Origin of the sequence: Collimonas sp. OK607, assembly GCF_900111995.1 — a bacterium.
Taxonomy (GTDB): Bacteria; Pseudomonadota; Gammaproteobacteria; order Burkholderiales; family Burkholderiaceae_D; genus Collimonas.
In genome coordinates, this window is the sequence record NZ_FOKF01000014.1 from 18,725 (window position 1) to 37,089 (window position 18,365).

Sequence of the window (18,365 nt, forward strand, 5' to 3'; positions counted from 1 at the left end):
GAAGGATGGGCAGCCTCTGCATCAAGCCTTGGCCCGAACCGCGTTGACACGCGGCGCAGTGCTTGCCGCAGTCGAAGAAGCCGCGCGAGACTGATTGATGCACAACACGGCAATGGCGCCGATCACACCGGCCAATGCAATGGCTATGAAGTTCTGCTCGAGCGGCAGCTTCAGGGTCACAAGCCAGCCGATCAAAACGGGCGCCACGATTGCACCGATCCGCCCGATGCCGGACGCGAAGCCGACGCCCGTTGATCGAATGGAGGGCGGGTAGAAATCACCTGCGTAGGCATAGGCCAGCAGCTGTGTGCCAAGGGTGGACGCACCGACAAAAAACACGACCAGGAAAAGCATCTCCGTCGATTTTGTGTAGGCCAAAATGATCAGCGAGGCAGCGCCGACCGCGTAGAACGTGACCAGCACGTGTTTGATGTTCACCTTGTCGCTGAGCCAGCCGCCGCCAAGCGCCCCGACGATGGCGCCGACGTTGAAGACGATCACGAAATTGAGCGCCGATCCAAGGCTGTAGCCCGCCATGGCCATCAATTTTGTGAGCCAGGAGTTAAGCGCATACACCATGAACAGGCCCGTCATGAACGCGGCCCAGATCATCACCGTGCTGAAGCCTCTGCCCTCTTGAAACAGCGATATGACGGGTGCCTGCTTCTTGCTCGCCGCAGCGCCAAGAAATTCGTGTTGCGGTGTGATCTGGAAATCTGGCACGACCTTCTTGACGATGGCCCGCACTTCTTCGTCACGCCCCTCTTTAATCAGGAAAGCCAAAGACTCGGGCATGGTTTTCAGGATAAAGGGAATAAGGAGCACAGGCAGTCCGGCGACAAAAAACACCCACTGCCACCCGTGGCTCTCGATGAGTTCCTTGGCCGTGAGCGCAACCAGAATTCCGCCGACAGAATAGCCGGCGAACACGAGGGTGACCAGCCTTGTTCGCAGAGCCGTCGGCGAGAACTCGCCCATCTGAGCCGTCACGATGGGCAACACGCCGCCGATCCCCAGGCCTGCAATGAAACGCAGGACGCTGAAACTGACAGGGTCTTTGGTCAAACCCGCCGCCGCGGTAAAGATGCTGAAAAGCGCAACGCAGAAAGCGATCATCTTCGGCCGCCCCAGCCGGTCCGCCAAAGTGCCCAGAAAGATTGCGCCGAGCATGGTGCCAAAAAGCGCCGCGCCGGCCATGATGCCGGCACTCGTCGCGGTGATGCCCATATCTTTCATGATCGACGGCAGTGCGGCGCCAACGACAGCCAAGTCATAACCGTCGATGATGAGAATCAGCACGCACCAGAAAAGGACCAGGCCGTGATAGCGATTGAACCGGGACTCTCCGACGATCGCGTGTATATTGAGTTGCTGCATATTGTCTCCATTTCTTTTTATGTGAAGGGCATGGCTGCCCATATGTGTCCAGCGGCGTCCTGAGGACGGCCCGGGTGGACGCCCGTACCGGCTAAATCAGTTCAAAGGCCGGGGCTGTGACCTCGCCGCCGCCCATGCAAAGGGAAGTGATGCCGCGCTGACGATGACAATCGCGACGTGGTTTTCAATGATTGGATTCACGGGTTCACGTACGGATACTGGTTTTGTCTGACACGATGTGAGCGGTGTTGACTACCTCGGCGCCATCCGGATCGCGCCGTCGAGTCGGATAACTTCGCCGTTCAGGTAGGTGTTCTCGACGATGTGGAGCACCAGGCTCGCAAACTCGTCGGGCTGCCCCAGGCGCGAGGGGAACGGCACCATCTTGCCGAGCGCCAGTTGCACGTCCGCCGGCATGGCCGTCAGCATCGGTGTTTCCATGATTCCAGGTGCGATCGCACAGACGCGAATGCCGAACCGAGCCAACTCGCGTGCAATGGGCAGCGTCATGGCCACCACCCCGCCCTTGGATGCCGCGTACCCCGCCTGGCCGATCTGTCCGTCGTAAGCCGCGACCGAAGCGGTGTTGACGATGACGCCACGTTCACCGCCGGTCGTGGGTTCGTTCTTTGCCATGAGGTCCGCCGCAAGCCGTACCATGTTGAACGCGCCCACCAGATTGATCTGTACCGTTCGGGCAAATGACTCCAGCGAATGTGGTCCCTCGCGACCAATGACCTTTTCAGCCGGGGCGATACCTGCGCAGTGGACAAGGCCGTGCAGTTCCCCGTGCGTGGCCGCAAAATCTGCCATCACGGCTTGCACTTCGGCCGCATTGGTCACGTCTGCCTTCGCAAATTTTGCGTTCTCACCAAGCTCCGCGGCAACCGATGCCGCCGCAGGATTGACATCGATGAGGTACACATTGGCGCCTTGAGCCGCCAACCGCCGTGCCGTCGCGGCGCCGAGCCCCGATCCAGCCCCTGTAACGAGAAATCCCCGATCTTTGATATGCATGCTTTGTCTCTTCGGTTACGGCGGTGATGCCTTATGACCGAAGATTACCGACGAACCTGGTGTCGGACCATGTCCTCAAACTTCAACTTTTGTGGGGTACCTGGACACCCCCGCGCTTAAGGGGGCCAGCGCAAAGGAGGCGGCTCAAGCCTTCGGTTGAACCGTGGCGTCAACGTCACTGCCACGCCTGTAGGCGCCCGGGCTCACGCCCGTCCATTTCTTGAATGCGCGATGGAACGCACTGGTCTCCTGAAATCCGATGCGTGCGGCGACTTCTGCAACGGTGAAGACATCGACCGAGAGCAGGTCGATCGCAATGTCGCGACGCAACTCGTCCTTGAGGCGCTGGTAATTCATACCCTCGACCTGCAGCCTGCGCTGAAGGGTTGTACCCGACATGCACAAGACCCGCGCCAATTCATCGAGCTCAGGCCAGTCGCCCGGCGGCTGGCTCCGCAGCCTGCGCCGGATCAACGCGCTCACGCTGCTCTCGTTGCGGTACTTGACGAGTAAGTTGGCCGGCGCATCGCGAACAAATGCCGAAATGCTGGCCGGTGTTTCGAGCAATTTGAGGTCCAGCAGACTCGCGTCGAATCGAATCTGCGTCGATGGCGCATCGAACACGAGGTTCTGACAAAACCGCGTGCGGTAGTGGCTGTCGTCCAGCGGCGCTGGAGATCTGAAAGTGAGTTGTTCCAACGGAATCCGGCGCCGGACCAGGCCGCAAGCCAGGCCGTGGACCAGGATGAACCAGGTGCCATAGGCGAACAGGCGGCGCATCTTTCCGTGATCGTGCAGGGTGATCACGGCAAACGCGGCTTCGCGACGCAGTTCGCCCTGAAAATCATCCAGGACCAGGCCCAGAAATCTCAGGATTCGGTGTATCGCCTGTTCCAGCGTTTCGGCCCCGGCCGAAGCCTGGCACATCAGCCGGAAACTGCCCCTGCGCATCGGATGACTGTCCATGCCGAAGAACTCGTCATCGAGCAAATCCGCCAGAACGGCCCATAACTTGGCGTAGGCAATTGCCGAAACCCGTGACAAAGGCGCGTGCAGGAGTTGTTCGTCAATTCGGGCTTGCCGCAAAACACCCCCGACATCGACACCCCGTGCGAGTGCGGCCAGCAGTGCTTCATGCACCAGCTCAATTGAGACCGTTCCTTTGTCCCCCGCTTCATTCATCGGAATTTCCATGCAAGTGTTATGTTGTCGCCATCCATCACGTGGCAGGCTCGCCAACTTTGCTGATGTCAATGCCGTTGCCCAATTATAAATGAGTTGTGCCGCCCCCCGTCATTCCTAGCAAGTCGATCTAGAGATCGAGGATTTGCATCCGTAGCCATAGAATTGCCCATCATTTGGACGCAAGACGGTACCGAGATGCTTGTGGGCAGCATAACAATGGCGGAACAACCGCGCTGCAATCCTTCTTGTTGCTGACATTGGCTGCGGGTACTTTTTCGCAGCCTTTCCATTTATTATTATGCCCCCTCGTCGAAATTCAGCGTTACCAAGCAGGCCTATATTCGGCAGACTTGTACCGCTACCAGCCACGACCACATGGCTCGGTGAACTGCAGATACCCAATGGGTCTGCTGGTTGGATGACAACGAACCCGAACGACTTCAACGCCACGCTTGAAGCGAAAAACAAGGAACACAAGTCGCTGATCAAGCCAACCATTCGGCTGTTCAAGTACTGGAACGCAACTGCCGGGTTCCCGTTCCAATCCTTCGAAATGGAGAAATGGGTCTGCGGCATGAGCTTCTGGTTTCAGGCTAATCAGAAGGACTACTTCTTTGCAGTCATTGAAAACCTGAATACCAGTACGTCATACTCGCAGTGGGTGAACAACGAAATCACGCGCGCAAAGAATGTCGTGGCCAATGTCAGACGGTACGAGAAGGATGTGCGACAGCAATGCGTCAGGTGCGTATCGTTGCGGCGTTGAATACCACCACGTCGGCATGCTGGCCGATACGGAGCGTACCGCGTTTGACCAACTTGAAATTGCGTGCGGTCAGGCCGGTCATCTTCCAGATGGCGGTCTCCAGTGGAAACAGGCCGATATCGCGGCTATAGTGTCCGAGGATGCGTGGGAACGTTCCCCATAACCGAGGATGCGGTTTTTCTCCGGTAGGAATGCCGTCGGACCCAATCATGGTTTCATCGAAAGCAAGAATGTTCTGTACGTCGCCTTCGTCCATGCCGAAATAGATTGCGCTGGCGGGCTGCAGGCGAGCGGCCGCATCAGTTTTATCGATCTGCCATTCGGAGGCAATGGCGTCAAGATCGCGACCAGCCTGCTCTGGATGCGGTTCACTGGATGCAATCAGGATACGGCCCTGCAACCTGCTCGGATCTCGATGCAGCATGGTCGAACTGGCGTTATAGGGATAGCAATCAAGTGCTACGCATTGGCATTGCATCGCCTCCCGTATACGTGGCAATGTGATTGCGGACTTTCCGAAATTTTGCGCACGTTGTAACTTGTGATGAGAAATCACCACAGGCGAATCGAGTTCGCGGCCGATCAAGAACGTCTCTTCCAACGACACCATCGAGTTGTCGGCCTCGTCACGCATATGGGTGACGTAGACCGCGCCGGTGCCGGTGATCGGACGGCAGACATCGATGACTTCCTGCGTCGACGCGTGTGCAGCGGGCGGATAATAAGTGCCAGTCGAGATGCCGATAGCACCCGCTTCCAACGCCTCCTCCAGTAGCGCGTTCATGGCACCGATTTCTGACGATTCGGCGGCGCGCTCAAGAGAGGACATTGTCATTACGCGCAAGGTCGTGTGACCGACCATAGCGGCGACGTTGACCGCAGACGGCTGCCGCCGTAGTGCATCGAGATAGCTGCGAAAGGTTGCAAACCGCGCGCTTCCAACGTCGGCAAGTAGATTTAAGGGCGCCGGCAAAGGGCTCCCCGGGTGCAGCGGTGCAATGCTGATACCGCAATTTCCCGTGATAACGGTGGTGACGCCCTGAGATATCTTGAATGTCATATCCGGTTGCGCCAACACAGCCTGATCGTCGTGCGTATGCGAATCGATAAAACCGGCCGCCACGATTTTTCCTGTAGCGTCCATCTTGGCATCGGCTTCGCACATCGACAGATCGCCTATCGCCGTGATGAAGCCTTCGAGAATGCCGATGTCGGCATCGAAGCGCGGGGTTTTGGTACCGTCGATTACGGTGCCCCCATGTATTATTAGATCGAACTTAGGTGCGAGCGGCATGCTTTTGTCCTACTTCAAGGTTAGGTGCGGGTTGCAGGCGCCAGGTCATTGCGACGAGGAAAGCGACTACCGCAGAGGTGACTAAAAACCAAAACGCCACGAAATAGGAGCCATTGAAGGCCACGATCAGGCTGCCCATTACCAGTGGGGCGATGGAGCCGGCAAGTTGTCCGCCGAAGTTCATCAGGCCGGTGGCGCTGCCGATCAGATGTGCCGGAAAGTGCTTTAGTGGTACGGAAAACACTGTCGCATAGACAAAATTGAAGGACAGCAGGCACAGAGTCCAGAAAATCACCAGCAATACAATCGATGTGGTCGATATCATCAGGGCAAGAAACACGGCACTGCACAGCGCACCGCCCATCATGAAATATTTTTCCCGGTCCTTCCCATGTTTGTCCAACATCCAGCCGACGACGTTGGTGCCGAGAAAGGCGATTAGATAAGGAATCGAAGAAGCGATGCCGATATGCAAAAGATCAATCTGGTATACCTTGAGCAGGAAGGATGGCATCCAGGAAATCATGCCGATGTACAGGATGCTGGTGCAAAACCATATTGCGGTTAACCGTAATGCGGTTGGATTTCTAATCAATTCGCGCAACTGGTTCTTCGGCCGTGCTCCGATCTTCCCACGCTGGGTAGCCATACCACCTTTTAATGCGAACCATAGGATTGCGGAGACCAGTAATCCGGCCATTGCCAGGATATGGAAAGCGCCGCGCCAACCAAGATAAATCACCGTCACGGCGACCACACCGGACCCCACGGCATTGCCGAGAAATACGGTAGAAATCAGGAACGATTTCGCCCTGGCTCGTTCCTCCTTGGGAAACACCTCAGCCACCGTAACGGAACTGGCAGGAGAGAAAAAGCCTTCGCCTACGCCGAACAGGAAGCGAATGGCAAGCAATGAAACGAAGGACCAGGCGACACTGGTCAACCCGGTAAATACAGACCATGCCACGACACACAGTACAACCACGATGCGCGAACCGTAACGGTCTGACAGCCAGCCTCCCAGTAGTTGCATCAACGCGTAGCTTACGTAAAAGGCGCTCAGCACCATCCCAGCCTGCTGCGCATTGAGCGCAAACTCCTTGCCGATTGGAATAATCGCAGTACTCATCACTATTCGATCTGCGTAACCGACTGCCCACGCAAGGAACAGGGCTGACAGGCAGATGAGTTTCTGTGCCCTGGTATTGACTGTTTCCATTGTCATCACTCCAATATAGATTTTATTTTTTGGAACGGCGAAAACATGGTGTCGTCAATGTTGTGCCATTCCCACTCAAACTATACGAGCCGCTCCTTAGGGCGTCCAATGACAAGAAATAGACACTCTATAACCAAGGGTTATATACTGTGCCATCTAAATGGAATACGATTATGCGACTACGCCATATCGAAATATTCAGTGCCATCATGCAGACTGGCAGCACGATCGGCGCCGCGAAATTGCTCCACGTTACGCAGCCCGCGGTCAGCAAGACGTTGCGGCACGCTGAGCAGACAGTCGGCTTCGCTCTGTTCGTGCGCTCCAAAGGCAAACTGGTGCCGACCCCCGAAGCCTTGCTGTTGCAGCAGGAACTGCTACCGTTCGACGAGCAACTGGTCAAAATCCGGCGTCTGGCAGCCAATCTCGCTGGTGGCACTGCCACACCACTGCGTATTGCGGCCACTCCGGCCCTGGCGCATCATCTGGTGCCGCGCGCCGTGGCTTTGTGGACACGCGAATATCCCGGATCCATGTGCCAGTTGGCAGCGTCGCATACGCGTGAAATGCTGTATTCCTTGCTGCTCAACGAAGTCGATCTCGGCCTGACGATGCAACCTATATCGCATCCCAACTTGATAACGACTGTGCTGCGAAATTGTGAAATCTATGCGATCGCGCCACCAGGCTGGTGGCCGAAAAATTCCTTGAATCGCCCGCTGCAACCGGAAGAACTCTCCGGTCAGCCTTTCATTTCCATAGACATCAAGGCTCACCTGGGTGCCGCAGTATCCTCCTGGCTCTCGGGGGTTTTCCCACCACCGGAGGTCAAGGTGTCGGTCCAGACCTACACCCTGGCACGCGCGCTGGTAGAGGCCAACATTGGGATCGCCGTGGTGGACAGCTATACAGCCCGAGCTGCAGGATCCTCAGCGAGCGTGCTTCAAATGCGAAGAATCGAGCTTCCAGTGAACAGCTACGTGTATGCATTGACCAACCGCTCACGGCCATTCGCCATATTCGCCGCAAAAAAGCTTGTGTTCGGTGCGACGTTATTGTGCAAGGCAAGACCCCGAGCCGCCCGATTGAGCGGGGCATGGCAACGCCGGCAGTACTGTCACATATCGCGATCAGTAAATTCTGCCATCATCAACCGCTGTATCGCATCTCTGAAATCTGGGCTCGTGAGGGTGTTGACTACGACCGCTCTGTGATGGCGCGCCAGCTTGGCATGTGTTGCGCCCTGGTGCGGCCATTGGAAGATGCGCTGCACCGGTATGTGATGGCGGCGGATAAAATCCACGCGGACGACACGCCGATTTCAGTATTGGCGCCGGGGACCGGTAAAACCAAAACGGGACGATTGTGGGTCTATGTCCGTGATGACCGTCGCTCGGGAGCGACTGCGCCGCCGGCAGTCTGGTTTGCTTACTCTGCGAATCGGCAAGGCCTGCATCCGCAATCGCATCTGGCCGACTTCAGTGGTGTTCTGCAAGCTGACGCTTACGCGGGATATGACGCCATTTATAAAGAGGGTCGGATTCGAGAGTCCGCCTGCCTTGCTCACGCCAGAAGAAAAATTCACGATCTGCATGTCCAACGCGCTACACCGATGACGACTGAGGCACTGCGTCGAATTGGAGAACTGTATGCGATTGAAGCCAGAATCCGAGGCCAGTCGCCCGAGCAGCGCAAACGCATCCGACAGGAGCGGGCTCGTCCATTGCTGGACAGCCTGGAGCGGTGGCTGCGCGACTGGCTCAGCACGCTCTCGTCACAGGTTGCTACCGCCAAGGCCATCAATTACGCTTTGAATCATTGGCCGGCCTTGGTATATTACTGCGATGACGGCATCGCTGAAATAGACAACAATATTGCGGAAAATGCGTTGCGTAGCATTGCAATTGGCCGCAAAAATTACCTCTTCGTTGGTGCCGATAGTGGTGGCGAGCGAGCTGCCACCATGTACGCATTGATTGGCACATGCAAGCTCAACGGCATCAATCCAGAAGCATATTTAACCTACGTGTTCACGCATATTGCCGATCATCCTGTCAATCGCATCGAGGAACTTCTACCGTGGTACGTCGCAGAAAAACTTCCCCAATTACCGCTACCAGGCCAGATATCCGCCATCTAACGGTGAACGCATTCACTGCTGGGGTACCGACGACACTTCTTGGGATGGCCGCATTTATCGACGGCGGTGGTGGCTTCTCGGTCGCCCCGGTTCCCTCGTATGGCGTCATTGCCACGGCTCACATAAAAGATTCAACGATCGCCATGCTCAAGCAGAAATCCGGCGAAACCTTACTCGAACTGCTCGATCGCCTGGAGCACGCCATCATCGAAGCTATCGCTACCGGCTATGTCGTTGACGACGTCAACGTGACGACAACATCGCAAAGCACCGTTTCAAAATAGCAAAATCTGTCAAGACGTCGCTATGGTCACGCTTACGAACTACATACTGTTCGATAGCAGTAGTGACGAAGAACGAGGCTGGGCTGATTGGAAGCCAAAGTTTGACGTTCAAATTGCCAGCTCGGACGTGGCCGTGTTCAAGATCAATGCGGTGTCATACGAGATGATTCCAGAGGCGCACATTTTCGACTGGGCCAGCTGAACTCGACGCATAATTCCCCGATTTGGACTGCTAATCTACCCACGATCCGGCTGCGCCGGCACTAGTTGCGTGCATTACACCCCAGTGCCCGGGAGGTCGAAAATAAATGGATCGCCTGCCTCCAAAGAGATTCTCTCAAATATTTTAACTAGGAAAGTCCCACTCAATTACCAATTGCACCCAAAAACCCGGCATTTTTAACAAATTTAACGAAGCCATTTTATAAATACCATGAAAAATCCCATGTCGAGAAATATCGACAATTGGCATGCCTAACAAGGGCAGTCTATTGCGGATACAATAAGGCAACATTCTATAGAACCATTGCCAGCGATGTTGATTTGCTAAAAAGGCGACGCCAGATGCAGTTCAAACAACGCAGTCTTATGCAACTCGCCGACATGATTTGCGGTAACTTCTCTGAGTCGGAGAGCTTTTTTCTTTACAGAAGCAGCATTCGTATCACCGAGTTTTTCCAGGATTGCGATACCGACTATTCGCATGACGGTTCTACTCGAAACTACTGGGTTGCAGAAACTCTCAAGACAATTCTCACGGAGCCTCAGAACAGCGCAAACACTCCTCCTGACACTTTTGCGCGGGTAATTGTGACACTCATGGACCAGGGAGATGCCTTACACGAAGGCTCAGATAGATCTGGCGCGCTCTCAATATTAAATGCAACTCTTGCACGCGAAGGATTCGAAGCATTCTATGGAACAGACAAGCATTGCCATCTTCGCCATATCGCGACAAATACGATAGCGATTGCTGCTAACCCACACCGTCCATTCTCAGCAGCAGAGCTAAAGAGACGAGATAGGTTAAACACCTATCTTGATAGTAGCTCAGAGGATACTCTTATTGCAGAAGTGCTCCTTCCCCTTTTTCGCCAGTTAGGATTCCATCGCGTTACTGCCGCGGGTCACGAAGATAAAGCATTGGAATACGGCAAAGATATATGGATGAAATATACTCTTCCAACCCGGCATCTCTTGTATTTCGGCATCCAGGTAAAAAAGGGGAAACTTGATTCAGCCGGTGTCACAAAAGGTTCAAACTCGAATGTAGCCGAGATCCACAATCAAGTCACCATGATGCTTGGACATGAAATATTCGATCCTGAGATTGGGAAGCGAGTTCTCGTAGATCATGCATTCATTGTTGCTGGCGGCGAGATCACAAAGGCTGCACGTAATTGGATTGGCAACAAACTAGATGCAACCAAGCGCAGCCAAATTATGTTTATGGACCGTGAGGACATTTTAAATCTATTCGTTGTAACTAACATCCCTTTGCCAGCGGCAGCTCTGTCGACGTTAAAGGACGACGATGACATCCCATTTTAACAACGCTAATCAATGCCAACCACCCCATACAACGCAGATTCTCCCGACATGCTGCTGTTTGAGCACACGCAAAAGATGGCTCAGCAGTTTTTCGAACGACAGGCAAAAGCAAATTCTGACCTAAAGGCTCTGTATCACTATACATCTGCGGAAGGTCTACAGTCCATACTCAAGGGCCGCTCGTTCTGGGCTAGTGACATCAGCTACCTCAACGATTCATCCGAGCTTGCATACGGCACCGAGCTTTTTAACGAGCGTTTGGCTGCTCTCGTAGAATCACGAAAATGTAATTATGTTGGGCAATTTGTGAAGTACTTAAGTGAAGCAATTGGCCCTTTCTTTCGAGAGCGATTTCGCACCTATATTGTATGTTTCTGTTCGAATGGGGACCAGTTGAGTCAGTGGCGGGGTTACTAGTGGGCACGTTTCGCTTCCCTGTCCGAACGTAATATTGCTGCTTCCTCTGATAGATCCATTTTAAAGAATCGAGCATTGATATGGCAGCATATGGCAAGATCACCCTTAGAAACTATCGTTGTTTTGGCTGGAATAATCCAGCGATTCTCGAATTTGGGGATGGTTTCACCGCTTATGTAGGACCGAATAACGTCGGAAAATCCTCTGCAATTCGCGCTATTTTTGAATTGAGAGGTATATTGGGTAATGTCATATCTACTCTGGTTAATAATAATGGCAACCGAAGCTCTGAACAGCCAGCAGGTGTGTCCGACATTGCAGAAGTTGTAAATGACAAAAATCCAGAGAAATTTGAAATCAAGATAGAGATTGAGCCGCCTATTCGTGTGGGCTCAACTTCATACGCGGTCGAAATTACCATCGAGTTCGAATATACGACCCGAACCTTCAATGCAATTGGATTTCAATTTATTAATTCAAGCGGTCAAATAGTAGTAGTTGCAAGTACTCAGATGTCAGCTATTTCTTTGGTCAATGCTGGCTCGCATGTGGTGGCCTATCAAGGCACTCAAATTGATTGTTCATCTCTTTATTTTTTTGCCAGTGATTTGGCAAAATCAAAGTATTTCCCTGCATTTAGAAATGCAATAAATGAGGGCGGCGGGCAATACTACGATTTAGCGGTAGGAACCGCACTTGTGCAAACTTGGGACTCCTGGAAGGCCGGAACTAACAGAGCTCAAAAGGTCGCCATCGGTAAGGTCGAAAAGCAGATCGCTGATTTATTAGGATTTGGTTCACTTCAAATTAATGCTGATCAAACCGGTAAGACGCTGGACGTAATTATCGATCAACTGAGAACTACTTTGAAATAAATGGCATTAGAGCTGCTTTGGGCGGCGAATACCAACCTTTGGAACCTTACCAACTACTGAGGGACAGTCTGAGGCCGTGGAAAAAAGCCGATAATTGGCGAATTGCGCGAGAAACCTCCATCGACGATATTAAGGACACGGATCTAGGGCGATTTTTTCTGTCGCTTTAATTAGGCTAGATATTTTCAACGACACGGAGCAAGACGGCTCAGCGCATTTTCTGTTCGCAGCGCGGTAGGTATGGCGGCGCTCTGCATGTTCCGTACCGCGTTATGACAATGATTCCGCGAACAGCACGGCTTCATTCCGCTTTTAGAATCTTCCCGTTCTCGGAAATCACGCCGTTTTCGAAAATGTATTTCACCTTCCTACCTTTCTCATCTTTCATGCGTAGCATGATTCTGGCACCACTTTGAATTACTTGTGGACCATCATCGCAAGTACCAAACGATGGCGATATTTTTACATCAGATTTGCTCGCCACAGTGACAAAGAAATTCAACTGGCAAGTTGCGCTGACTCCATCCGCCACGAGCACAACATCCTTATCATTCAAAACGAATTTATTCTTAAACGACATCCCCATTGAATCTGTTTCAGTGGTCAGTTTTTTCCGATCTAAAAATAAGCTCACATTACCTGCATCACCTGTGATCGAGAGTTTTCCTGCCCGCGTTGTTAGCGTCGTTTGATCGTCTGCAAACGCACTTGCACACAAGAGGCTGCCGCCAAGCCCATGCTTTGTCAACCAACATGATGCGCCGCATTGCGCTGAGCTGTTGGTTGACTCAGCCTCTGTAGCGTCGAGGTTTGGCTGATGACCAATTGATTAATTCGGCTGGCCGTGTCAACGATCAGTTGTTTGTTCTTTGCAGGAGGTTCCAATGGGTATTCGATTTCTCAAGATCGCAGTAATCTATCTATTAATCGGCGCGTTACTTGGCGGCTATATGGGGGCGGCCGAAAATTTTGCTTTGGCTCCAGTCCATGCGCATCTCGCTTTGCTAGGCTGGGCTTCCGTACGTAGAAGGTTCTGAATTACCAGACGACCGAGCTGCCCTGTGGCTCCTGTAACAACTATCATGACAAATTCCTTGGTTTGGTTGAGTAAGGCACTTACAATAAGGCATTACCTTACTTTCCGTAAGTACGCACCGAAAGGTTAGTGTAGAGATGGCAACGCAAACCAAACTGATCGCATCTGAGTCCTTTTCCGAACAAGTCCGACGCCAGGGACTCCCATCAACTGAATGCCCATGTCGTGAGATGCTTAAAGACGTCACGAGTCCTTGGGGCATACTGCTGCTTATCGTGCTGATGGGCGAAGTTCGACGTTTCAGCGAGCTGCGCAGAATGGTCGGCGGCGTGAGCGAAAAAATGTTATCGCAAACCTTGAAGCGCCTGGAAGCACACGGGTTGGTTCATCGGAAGTCTTATGGGACTGTACCGCCCCACGTGGAATATTCCCTGACTCCACGGGGAAGAATTCTGGGCGAGAGAGTTGAAGCGTTGGCCGATTGCATCGATACCATGCTTCCCGACAGTTTAGATGCACGGCGTTCACCCCCCTTCGCCCAAACACGCCTATCCTGATCTTGCAAGCACCGATGATTCTGTTGCCCGAGTTTTGCTACGTGACTGATGGTGCAAAATTCGGGCAACAGAATCATCGGTGAATTGCTTTGTAGATTTGCGCATCGGATTGACCCATTTTTGTGGCTGGCGATGATCCAGCAAGGTGGCTGATAATACGCGCGGCAAACGGTGCCTTCAGTGAAATCATGGGGCAACGCAGTTTGCAAAAATGGGGCAAATGAAGATGCAATTCCGCAGCGTGCCGAAGGCGGCAGGCGTTCTCCTGCATTTGGTGACTATCGGCCACAGTTTTACTACGATGGACATGATTGGGATGCAAGACACATTTACCCTGATGTCAAACAAGCCAATCCCGGAGATACCGTCAGAGCTTTTTTGGGGTTCCTGAGTCCGGCAGAACACCTTGGGAAGATTTATCCCGATATGACGTTCGAAATTCGAGAGGGCGCACGAACCGTAGGTAGAGGAAGAGTGACTCGAATTATTGAGCTAGAAGAGTCCGCAATTCGTTCTAATCAAAAGAACCCGTGACGTCCGATATTAATGTCCGCTTCGGAGAAAACCAATAGACCGCTTAGGGTCGGGTCCGGTCTCTCAAAATTTAGAAACCGGCCATTCAAGAAAGTAACGCCAAAGTATTTGTCGTTTGAATCGCCGAACGACGGCTATGCGAAGTGGAGCCGCTGCTCAGAATTGCATCTGAGGACAGCCAATACCGTCGACACTAGTAACAGCGTTATGGAAAATCATTGTCCGCAACCGCTGCATTGCAGACGCTCATGGACTTCTACTGGAACACTGGGGAATTGGCTAACATCGGTCAGTGTTGATAGACCCGGCCCGACCAGCACGGTGGTCAATTCGTAGCAGCGCCTGCGACTGGTGACTTACTGATCACGAATCAAACATTAAATTTTGAACCGGACGTCCAAATCGCGAACCAGAGAAAGTAGATCGAATTTGTATTGATACCCCCCATAGATCCGAGCATTCAAAAGAAAAAAGCCCTTAATAATCAAATTAACCATTTGATTATTAAGGGCTTTTTTCTTGCTATCCCAGATAACTATCTAAGCAGCTGACTCTTTGGCGGAGAGACGGGGATTCGAACCCCGGATAGGCTATGAACCTATACACGCTTTCCAGGCGTGCGACTTCAACCACTCATCCATCTCTCCTGCAACTACAACAGCGTTTCGTGAGATTTGATTTTCACGAAGCCGCGTATTATAGCAACAAATCCGGCAGAATTCGAAATTTCTGTAGAAAACCTTTATTCGTGCGTCGATTGCGCTGTTATCGATGCGAATCGACTGCATAGTGAACTAGGTCGGAGGAAGGTAGTTCAGTTATCGCCTGCTTGTTTCTTTCTGTTTTTACTGTCCCGGCTCCGAGGTCCACTAAGCGGGGGCAGAGTGATGTTTCGGCGGTGAAACATCACTCTGCCCCCGCTTAGTTCGGGCTGTTCGTCGCATAGGTCGTTAAAACAATTATTGCGCTTCCTTGAGTTGATCCAGGATGGCTGGATTTTCTAAAGTGGAAATATCCTGGGTGATTTCCTCACCTTTAGCCAAGACCCGCAGCAGACGGCGCATGATCTTGCCGGACCGGGTTTTCGGCAGGTTGTCGCCGAAACGAATTTCCCGCGGTTTGGCGATCGGGCCGATTTCCTTGGCGACCCAGTCACGCAGTTCCTTAGCGATCTGCTTGGCTTCATCGCCGGTCGGACGGCTGCGCTTGAGTACCACGAAAGCACAGATGGCTTCGCCGGTGGTTTCATCCGGCTTGCCGACCACGGCTGCTTCGGCAACCATCGGATTGGCTACCAGCGCCGATTCGATTTCCATGGTGCCCATGCGGTGGCCGGAGACGTTCAGCACGTCATCGATGCGGCCGGTGATGGTGAAGTAACCTGTGTCCTTGTTGCGTATCGCGCCGTCACCGGCGAGGTACAGCTTGCCGCCGAACTCGGGCGGGAAGTAGGCACTCTTGAAACGCTCTGGATTGTTCCAGATGGCGCGGATCATCGATGGCCATGGACGCTTGACGACCAGGATGCCGCCGTGGCCATCCGGCAGTTCCTGCCCTGCTTCGTCGACGATCACTGCCTGGATGCCCGGCAGCGGCAAGGTGCAGGAACCAGGCACCAGCGGCGTTGCGCCCGGCAGCGGTGAAATCATGTGGCCGCCGGTTTCGGTTTGCCAGAAGGTGTCGACGATCGGGCAACGTTCCCTGCCGATATTTTTGTGATACCACATCCAGGCTTCCGGATTGATCGGCTCGCCCACCGTGCCCAGCAAACGCAGTGACGACAAATCATATTGCGAAGGATGGACGTTCTTGTCAGCATCAGCCGCTTTGATCAAGGAACGGATCGCGGTCGGTGCGGTATAGAAAATGGTGGCTTTGTGCTTTTGCACCATATCCCAGAAACGGCCGGCGTTAGGATAAGTCGGCACGCCTTCAAAAATGATCTGGGTGGCGCCGACGGCGGTGGGGCCGTAAGCAATATAGGTATGACCGGTAATCCAGCCGATATCGGCGGTGCACCAGTAGACATCGTCCGGCTTGATGTCGAATACCCATTTCATGGTCAGCGCCGCCCACAGCAGATAGCCGCCGGACGAATGCTGCACGCCTTTTGGCGTACCGGTGGAACCGGAGGTGTACAAGATGAACAGCGGATGTTCGGCATCGACCCATTCCGGCTCACAGGTTTCTGCCTGCGATGCTACCAGTTCGTGCAACCACAGATCGCGGCCCGCGACAAAATTGATGTCGCCGCCGGTGCGCTTGTAGACCACTACGTTCTTGATGGTGTCGCAACCGCCCAAAGCCAATGCTTCGTCAACGATGGCTTTCAATGGCAGGCGCTTGCCGCCGCGCGCTTGTTCGTCAGCGGTCAGCACCGCGACCGCGCCGGCATCGATGATGCGCTCTTGCAGCGACTTGGCGGAGAAACCGCCGAACACTACCGAATGCGTGGCGCCGATACGGGCGCAGGCTTGCATCGCGACTACGCCTTCTACCGACATCGGCATGTAGATGACGACCCGGTCGCCCTTCTTGATGCCGAGCGATTTCAGGCCATTCGCGAACTGGCAGACTTTCTTATGCAGTTCCTGATAAGTGACCTTGGTGACATCGCCGCTGTCGGTTTCAAAGATCACCGCGACTTTGTTGGCATTGCCATTGTGCAAATGCACGTCGAGACAGTTGTAGGAGACATTCAGCTTGCCATCGTCAAACCATTTGTAGAACGGCGCATTGGATTCATCCAGCACCTTGGTGAAAGGCGTTTGCCATTGCAGGTTTTCACGTGCCAGGCGGCCCCAGAAGCCTTCGTAGTCCTGCTCGGCTTCGGCTACCAGAGCGCGATACGCGTCCATGCCGGAAATTGCTGCAGTCTTGGAAAATTCTGCCGGGGCGGGAAAAATGCGGGTTTCCTGACCAAAGGTTTCGATGTTCGCCATGCTGTCTCCTGCTTTTAATAAAAATTAATACTAAGTTGACGCTAAAAGTAAACTTTTACACTTACTTAGGCCTTACATAAATCGATGCTAGCGCTACCAGCGCCCTACAATCAACCCCGCAATCGGATATCATCGCACATTCAGCTTATTCCTACAGCTCATGCACCACACAAAATCCTACGTTTACCTGGCACTGGCCATGATGCTGGTGGGCGCCAATATCGGTTTCGGCAAAGCAATCATCACCGTGATGCCGGTGGTAGTGTTCGGCCTGTTGCGCTTTGTAATCGCCGTGATCGTGATGGCGCCGCAGTTCTTCAAAGCAGCGCCGCGCCTGGAGCGCCATGAATGGCTGACGCTGTTTGGCCAGGCGTTCTTCGGTACCTTTTTATTTACGCTGTGCATGTTGTATGGCGTGCAGCACACCACCGCTACCGCTGCGGGCGTGATTACCAGCACCTTGCCGGCAGCGGTGGCAATCCTCTCGCGTTTGATCCTCAAGGAAAGACTGCAGCCGCGCACGCTGGCCTCGATCCTGCTGGCGATCGCCGGTATCGCGGTGCTTAACCTTAGCAAGAGCGATGGCGGCAACACCTCGGTGATCGGCAATCTGTTTGTCATGGCTGCGGTGCTGTGCGAAGCCACTTACGTGGTGCTGTCCAAACGCCTGACGCAAACCCTGTCGCCGATGCGGATTACCGCCTACAGCCACCTGTTCGGCTTGTTGCTGATGCTGCCGTTCGGCCTTACTGCCGCCCTGTCTTACGATTTCGGCCAGGTCACGGCCGGCATGTGGATGCTGATCTTTTGGTATGCGCTGGCGGCCAGCGTGATCGCGTTCTGGCTGTGGCTGACGGGTACCAAACATGTGCAAGCCAATGTGGCGGGCATCTTCACTGCCTTGATGCCGCTGGCCGCGGCTTTTATCGGCGTGGTGTTTTTACATGAGAGTTTGAGCTGGGGGCATTTTGCAGCATTGGCGCTGGTGCTGACCGGGATTGCGGTGGCAAGTTGGCCGCAACCCATGAAAACCGTGCAAGAAGTGTAAAATAGCGACGCTTTATTCCTTCCCGATAATTCCAATGAGCAACATACAAGTTTCCGCGCAAAAAACATCGGCCACTCGCCGAATCGGACCTTCATGCGCCACTGAATGTACTTGTTGTAATTT

The 18,365-nt window shown here is 53.4% G+C and carries 16 protein-coding genes, 1 tRNA gene and 2 pseudogenes; 11 read left to right on the forward strand and 8 right to left on the reverse strand.

The features are described 5' to 3' along the window. Positions 1-21: 21 nt before the first annotated feature. From BM029_RS11530 to BM029_RS11540, 3 genes are all read right to left on the reverse strand, one after another. Complete coding sequence (locus BM029_RS11530; protein WP_092436129.1) at positions 22-1,377, reverse strand: MFS transporter; 1,356 nt, start codon at positions 1,375-1,377, stop codon at positions 22-24. A 252-nt stretch (positions 1,378-1,629) separates the two neighbouring features. Next, the gene (locus tag BM029_RS11535) at positions 1,630-2,394 is read right to left on the reverse strand and encodes a 3-hydroxyacyl-CoA dehydrogenase (RefSeq protein ID WP_092436131.1); all 765 of its coding nucleotides are present in this window, start codon (positions 2,392-2,394) and stop codon (positions 1,630-1,632) included. 144 nt (positions 2,395-2,538) lie between these two features. Beyond that, positions 2,539-3,576 (reverse strand): AraC family transcriptional regulator, encoded by a 1,038-nt coding sequence (locus tag BM029_RS11540; RefSeq protein WP_092436133.1) that lies wholly within the window; start codon positions 3,574-3,576, stop codon positions 2,539-2,541. A gap of 421 nt (positions 3,577-3,997) precedes the next feature. Between BM029_RS11540 and BM029_RS11545 the strand changes: the two genes are divergently transcribed. After that, a complete protein-coding gene (locus BM029_RS11545) occupies positions 3,998-4,345 on the forward strand; it encodes a hypothetical protein (RefSeq protein ID WP_244545009.1) in 348 nt (115 codons plus the stop codon). On the opposite strand, the gene BM029_RS11550 is transcribed toward BM029_RS11545, so the two are convergent. Further along, complete coding sequence (locus BM029_RS11550) at positions 4,320-5,639, reverse strand: N-acyl-D-amino-acid deacylase family protein (protein ID WP_092436135.1); 1,320 nt, start codon at positions 5,637-5,639, stop codon at positions 4,320-4,322. The two genes, BM029_RS11545 and BM029_RS11550, sit on opposite strands and share 26 nt — an antisense overlap. After that, positions 5,623-6,858 (reverse strand): MFS transporter, encoded by a 1,236-nt coding sequence (locus BM029_RS11555; protein ID WP_092436137.1) that lies wholly within the window; start codon positions 6,856-6,858, stop codon positions 5,623-5,625. The genes BM029_RS11550 and BM029_RS11555 overlap by 17 nt, the downstream gene beginning before the upstream one ends. A gap of 173 nt (positions 6,859-7,031) precedes the next feature. Between BM029_RS11555 and BM029_RS11560 the strand changes: the two are divergent. The 7 genes and pseudogenes from BM029_RS11560 to BM029_RS11590 all read left to right on the forward strand — a co-directional run. After that, positions 7,032-7,805, forward strand: a pseudogene (locus tag BM029_RS11560) (LysR family transcriptional regulator); the annotation flags it as partial. Between the two features lie 20 nt (positions 7,806-7,825). Further along, positions 7,826-8,998 (forward strand): annotated as a pseudogene (locus BM029_RS25895) (IS66 family transposase); the annotation flags it as partial. 44 nt (positions 8,999-9,042) lie between these two features. After that, positions 9,043-9,282: a hypothetical protein gene (locus BM029_RS11570; protein ID WP_092436141.1), complete on the forward strand. Its 240-nt coding sequence runs from the start codon at positions 9,043-9,045 to the stop codon at positions 9,280-9,282. A 22-nt stretch (positions 9,283-9,304) separates the two neighbouring features. Beyond that, positions 9,305-9,484 carry a hypothetical protein gene (locus BM029_RS11575; RefSeq protein WP_092436143.1) on the forward strand — a complete coding sequence of 60 codons (180 nt, stop codon included), beginning with the start codon at positions 9,305-9,307 and terminating at the stop codon, positions 9,482-9,484. 362 nt (positions 9,485-9,846) lie between these two features. Further along, entirely contained in the window at positions 9,847-10,833 is a 987-nt protein-coding gene (locus BM029_RS11580; protein ID WP_092436145.1) for a hypothetical protein, read from the forward strand. A gap of 12 nt (positions 10,834-10,845) precedes the next feature. Then, a complete protein-coding gene (locus BM029_RS11585) occupies positions 10,846-11,250 on the forward strand; it encodes a hypothetical protein (RefSeq protein ID WP_139217233.1) in 405 nt (134 codons plus the stop codon). Positions 11,251-11,330: 80 nt separating this feature from the next. Further along, complete coding sequence (locus BM029_RS11590) at positions 11,331-12,125, forward strand: AAA family ATPase (protein ID WP_092436150.1); 795 nt, start codon at positions 11,331-11,333, stop codon at positions 12,123-12,125. A 301-nt stretch (positions 12,126-12,426) separates the two neighbouring features. Here the strand turns inward: BM029_RS11590 and BM029_RS25615 are convergent, their stop codons facing one another. After that, the gene (locus BM029_RS25615) at positions 12,427-12,873 is read right to left on the reverse strand and encodes a hypothetical protein (protein ID WP_139217234.1); all 447 of its coding nucleotides are present in this window, start codon (positions 12,871-12,873) and stop codon (positions 12,427-12,429) included. 425 nt (positions 12,874-13,298) lie between these two features. Between BM029_RS25615 and BM029_RS11600 the strand changes: the two genes are divergently transcribed. Together BM029_RS11600 and BM029_RS11605 are read left to right on the forward strand one after the other, a co-directional pair. Beyond that, positions 13,299-13,718, forward strand: a complete 420-nt coding sequence (locus BM029_RS11600) for a winged helix-turn-helix transcriptional regulator (protein WP_092436154.1) — start codon at positions 13,299-13,301, stop codon at positions 13,716-13,718. 180 nt (positions 13,719-13,898) lie between these two features. Then, on the forward strand, positions 13,899-14,252 hold the full coding sequence (locus tag BM029_RS11605) for an EF-Tu C-terminal domain-related protein (RefSeq protein WP_211482469.1): 354 nt from the start codon (positions 13,899-13,901) through the stop codon (positions 14,250-14,252). 556 nt (positions 14,253-14,808) lie between these two features. On the opposite strand, the gene BM029_RS11610 is transcribed toward BM029_RS11605, so the two are convergent. Then, positions 14,809-14,899, reverse strand: a tRNA-Ser gene (locus BM029_RS11610). Positions 14,900-15,211: 312 nt separating this feature from the next. Beyond that, complete coding sequence (acs, locus tag BM029_RS11615) at positions 15,212-17,194, reverse strand: acetate--CoA ligase (protein WP_092436156.1); 1,983 nt, start codon at positions 17,192-17,194, stop codon at positions 15,212-15,214. Between the two features lie 160 nt (positions 17,195-17,354). On the opposite strand from acs, the gene BM029_RS11620 reads away from it, so the two are divergent. Next, positions 17,355-18,242, forward strand: a complete 888-nt coding sequence (locus tag BM029_RS11620; protein WP_092436158.1) for a DMT family transporter — start codon at positions 17,355-17,357, stop codon at positions 18,240-18,242. The last annotated feature ends 123 nt before the right edge of the window (positions 18,243-18,365 follow it).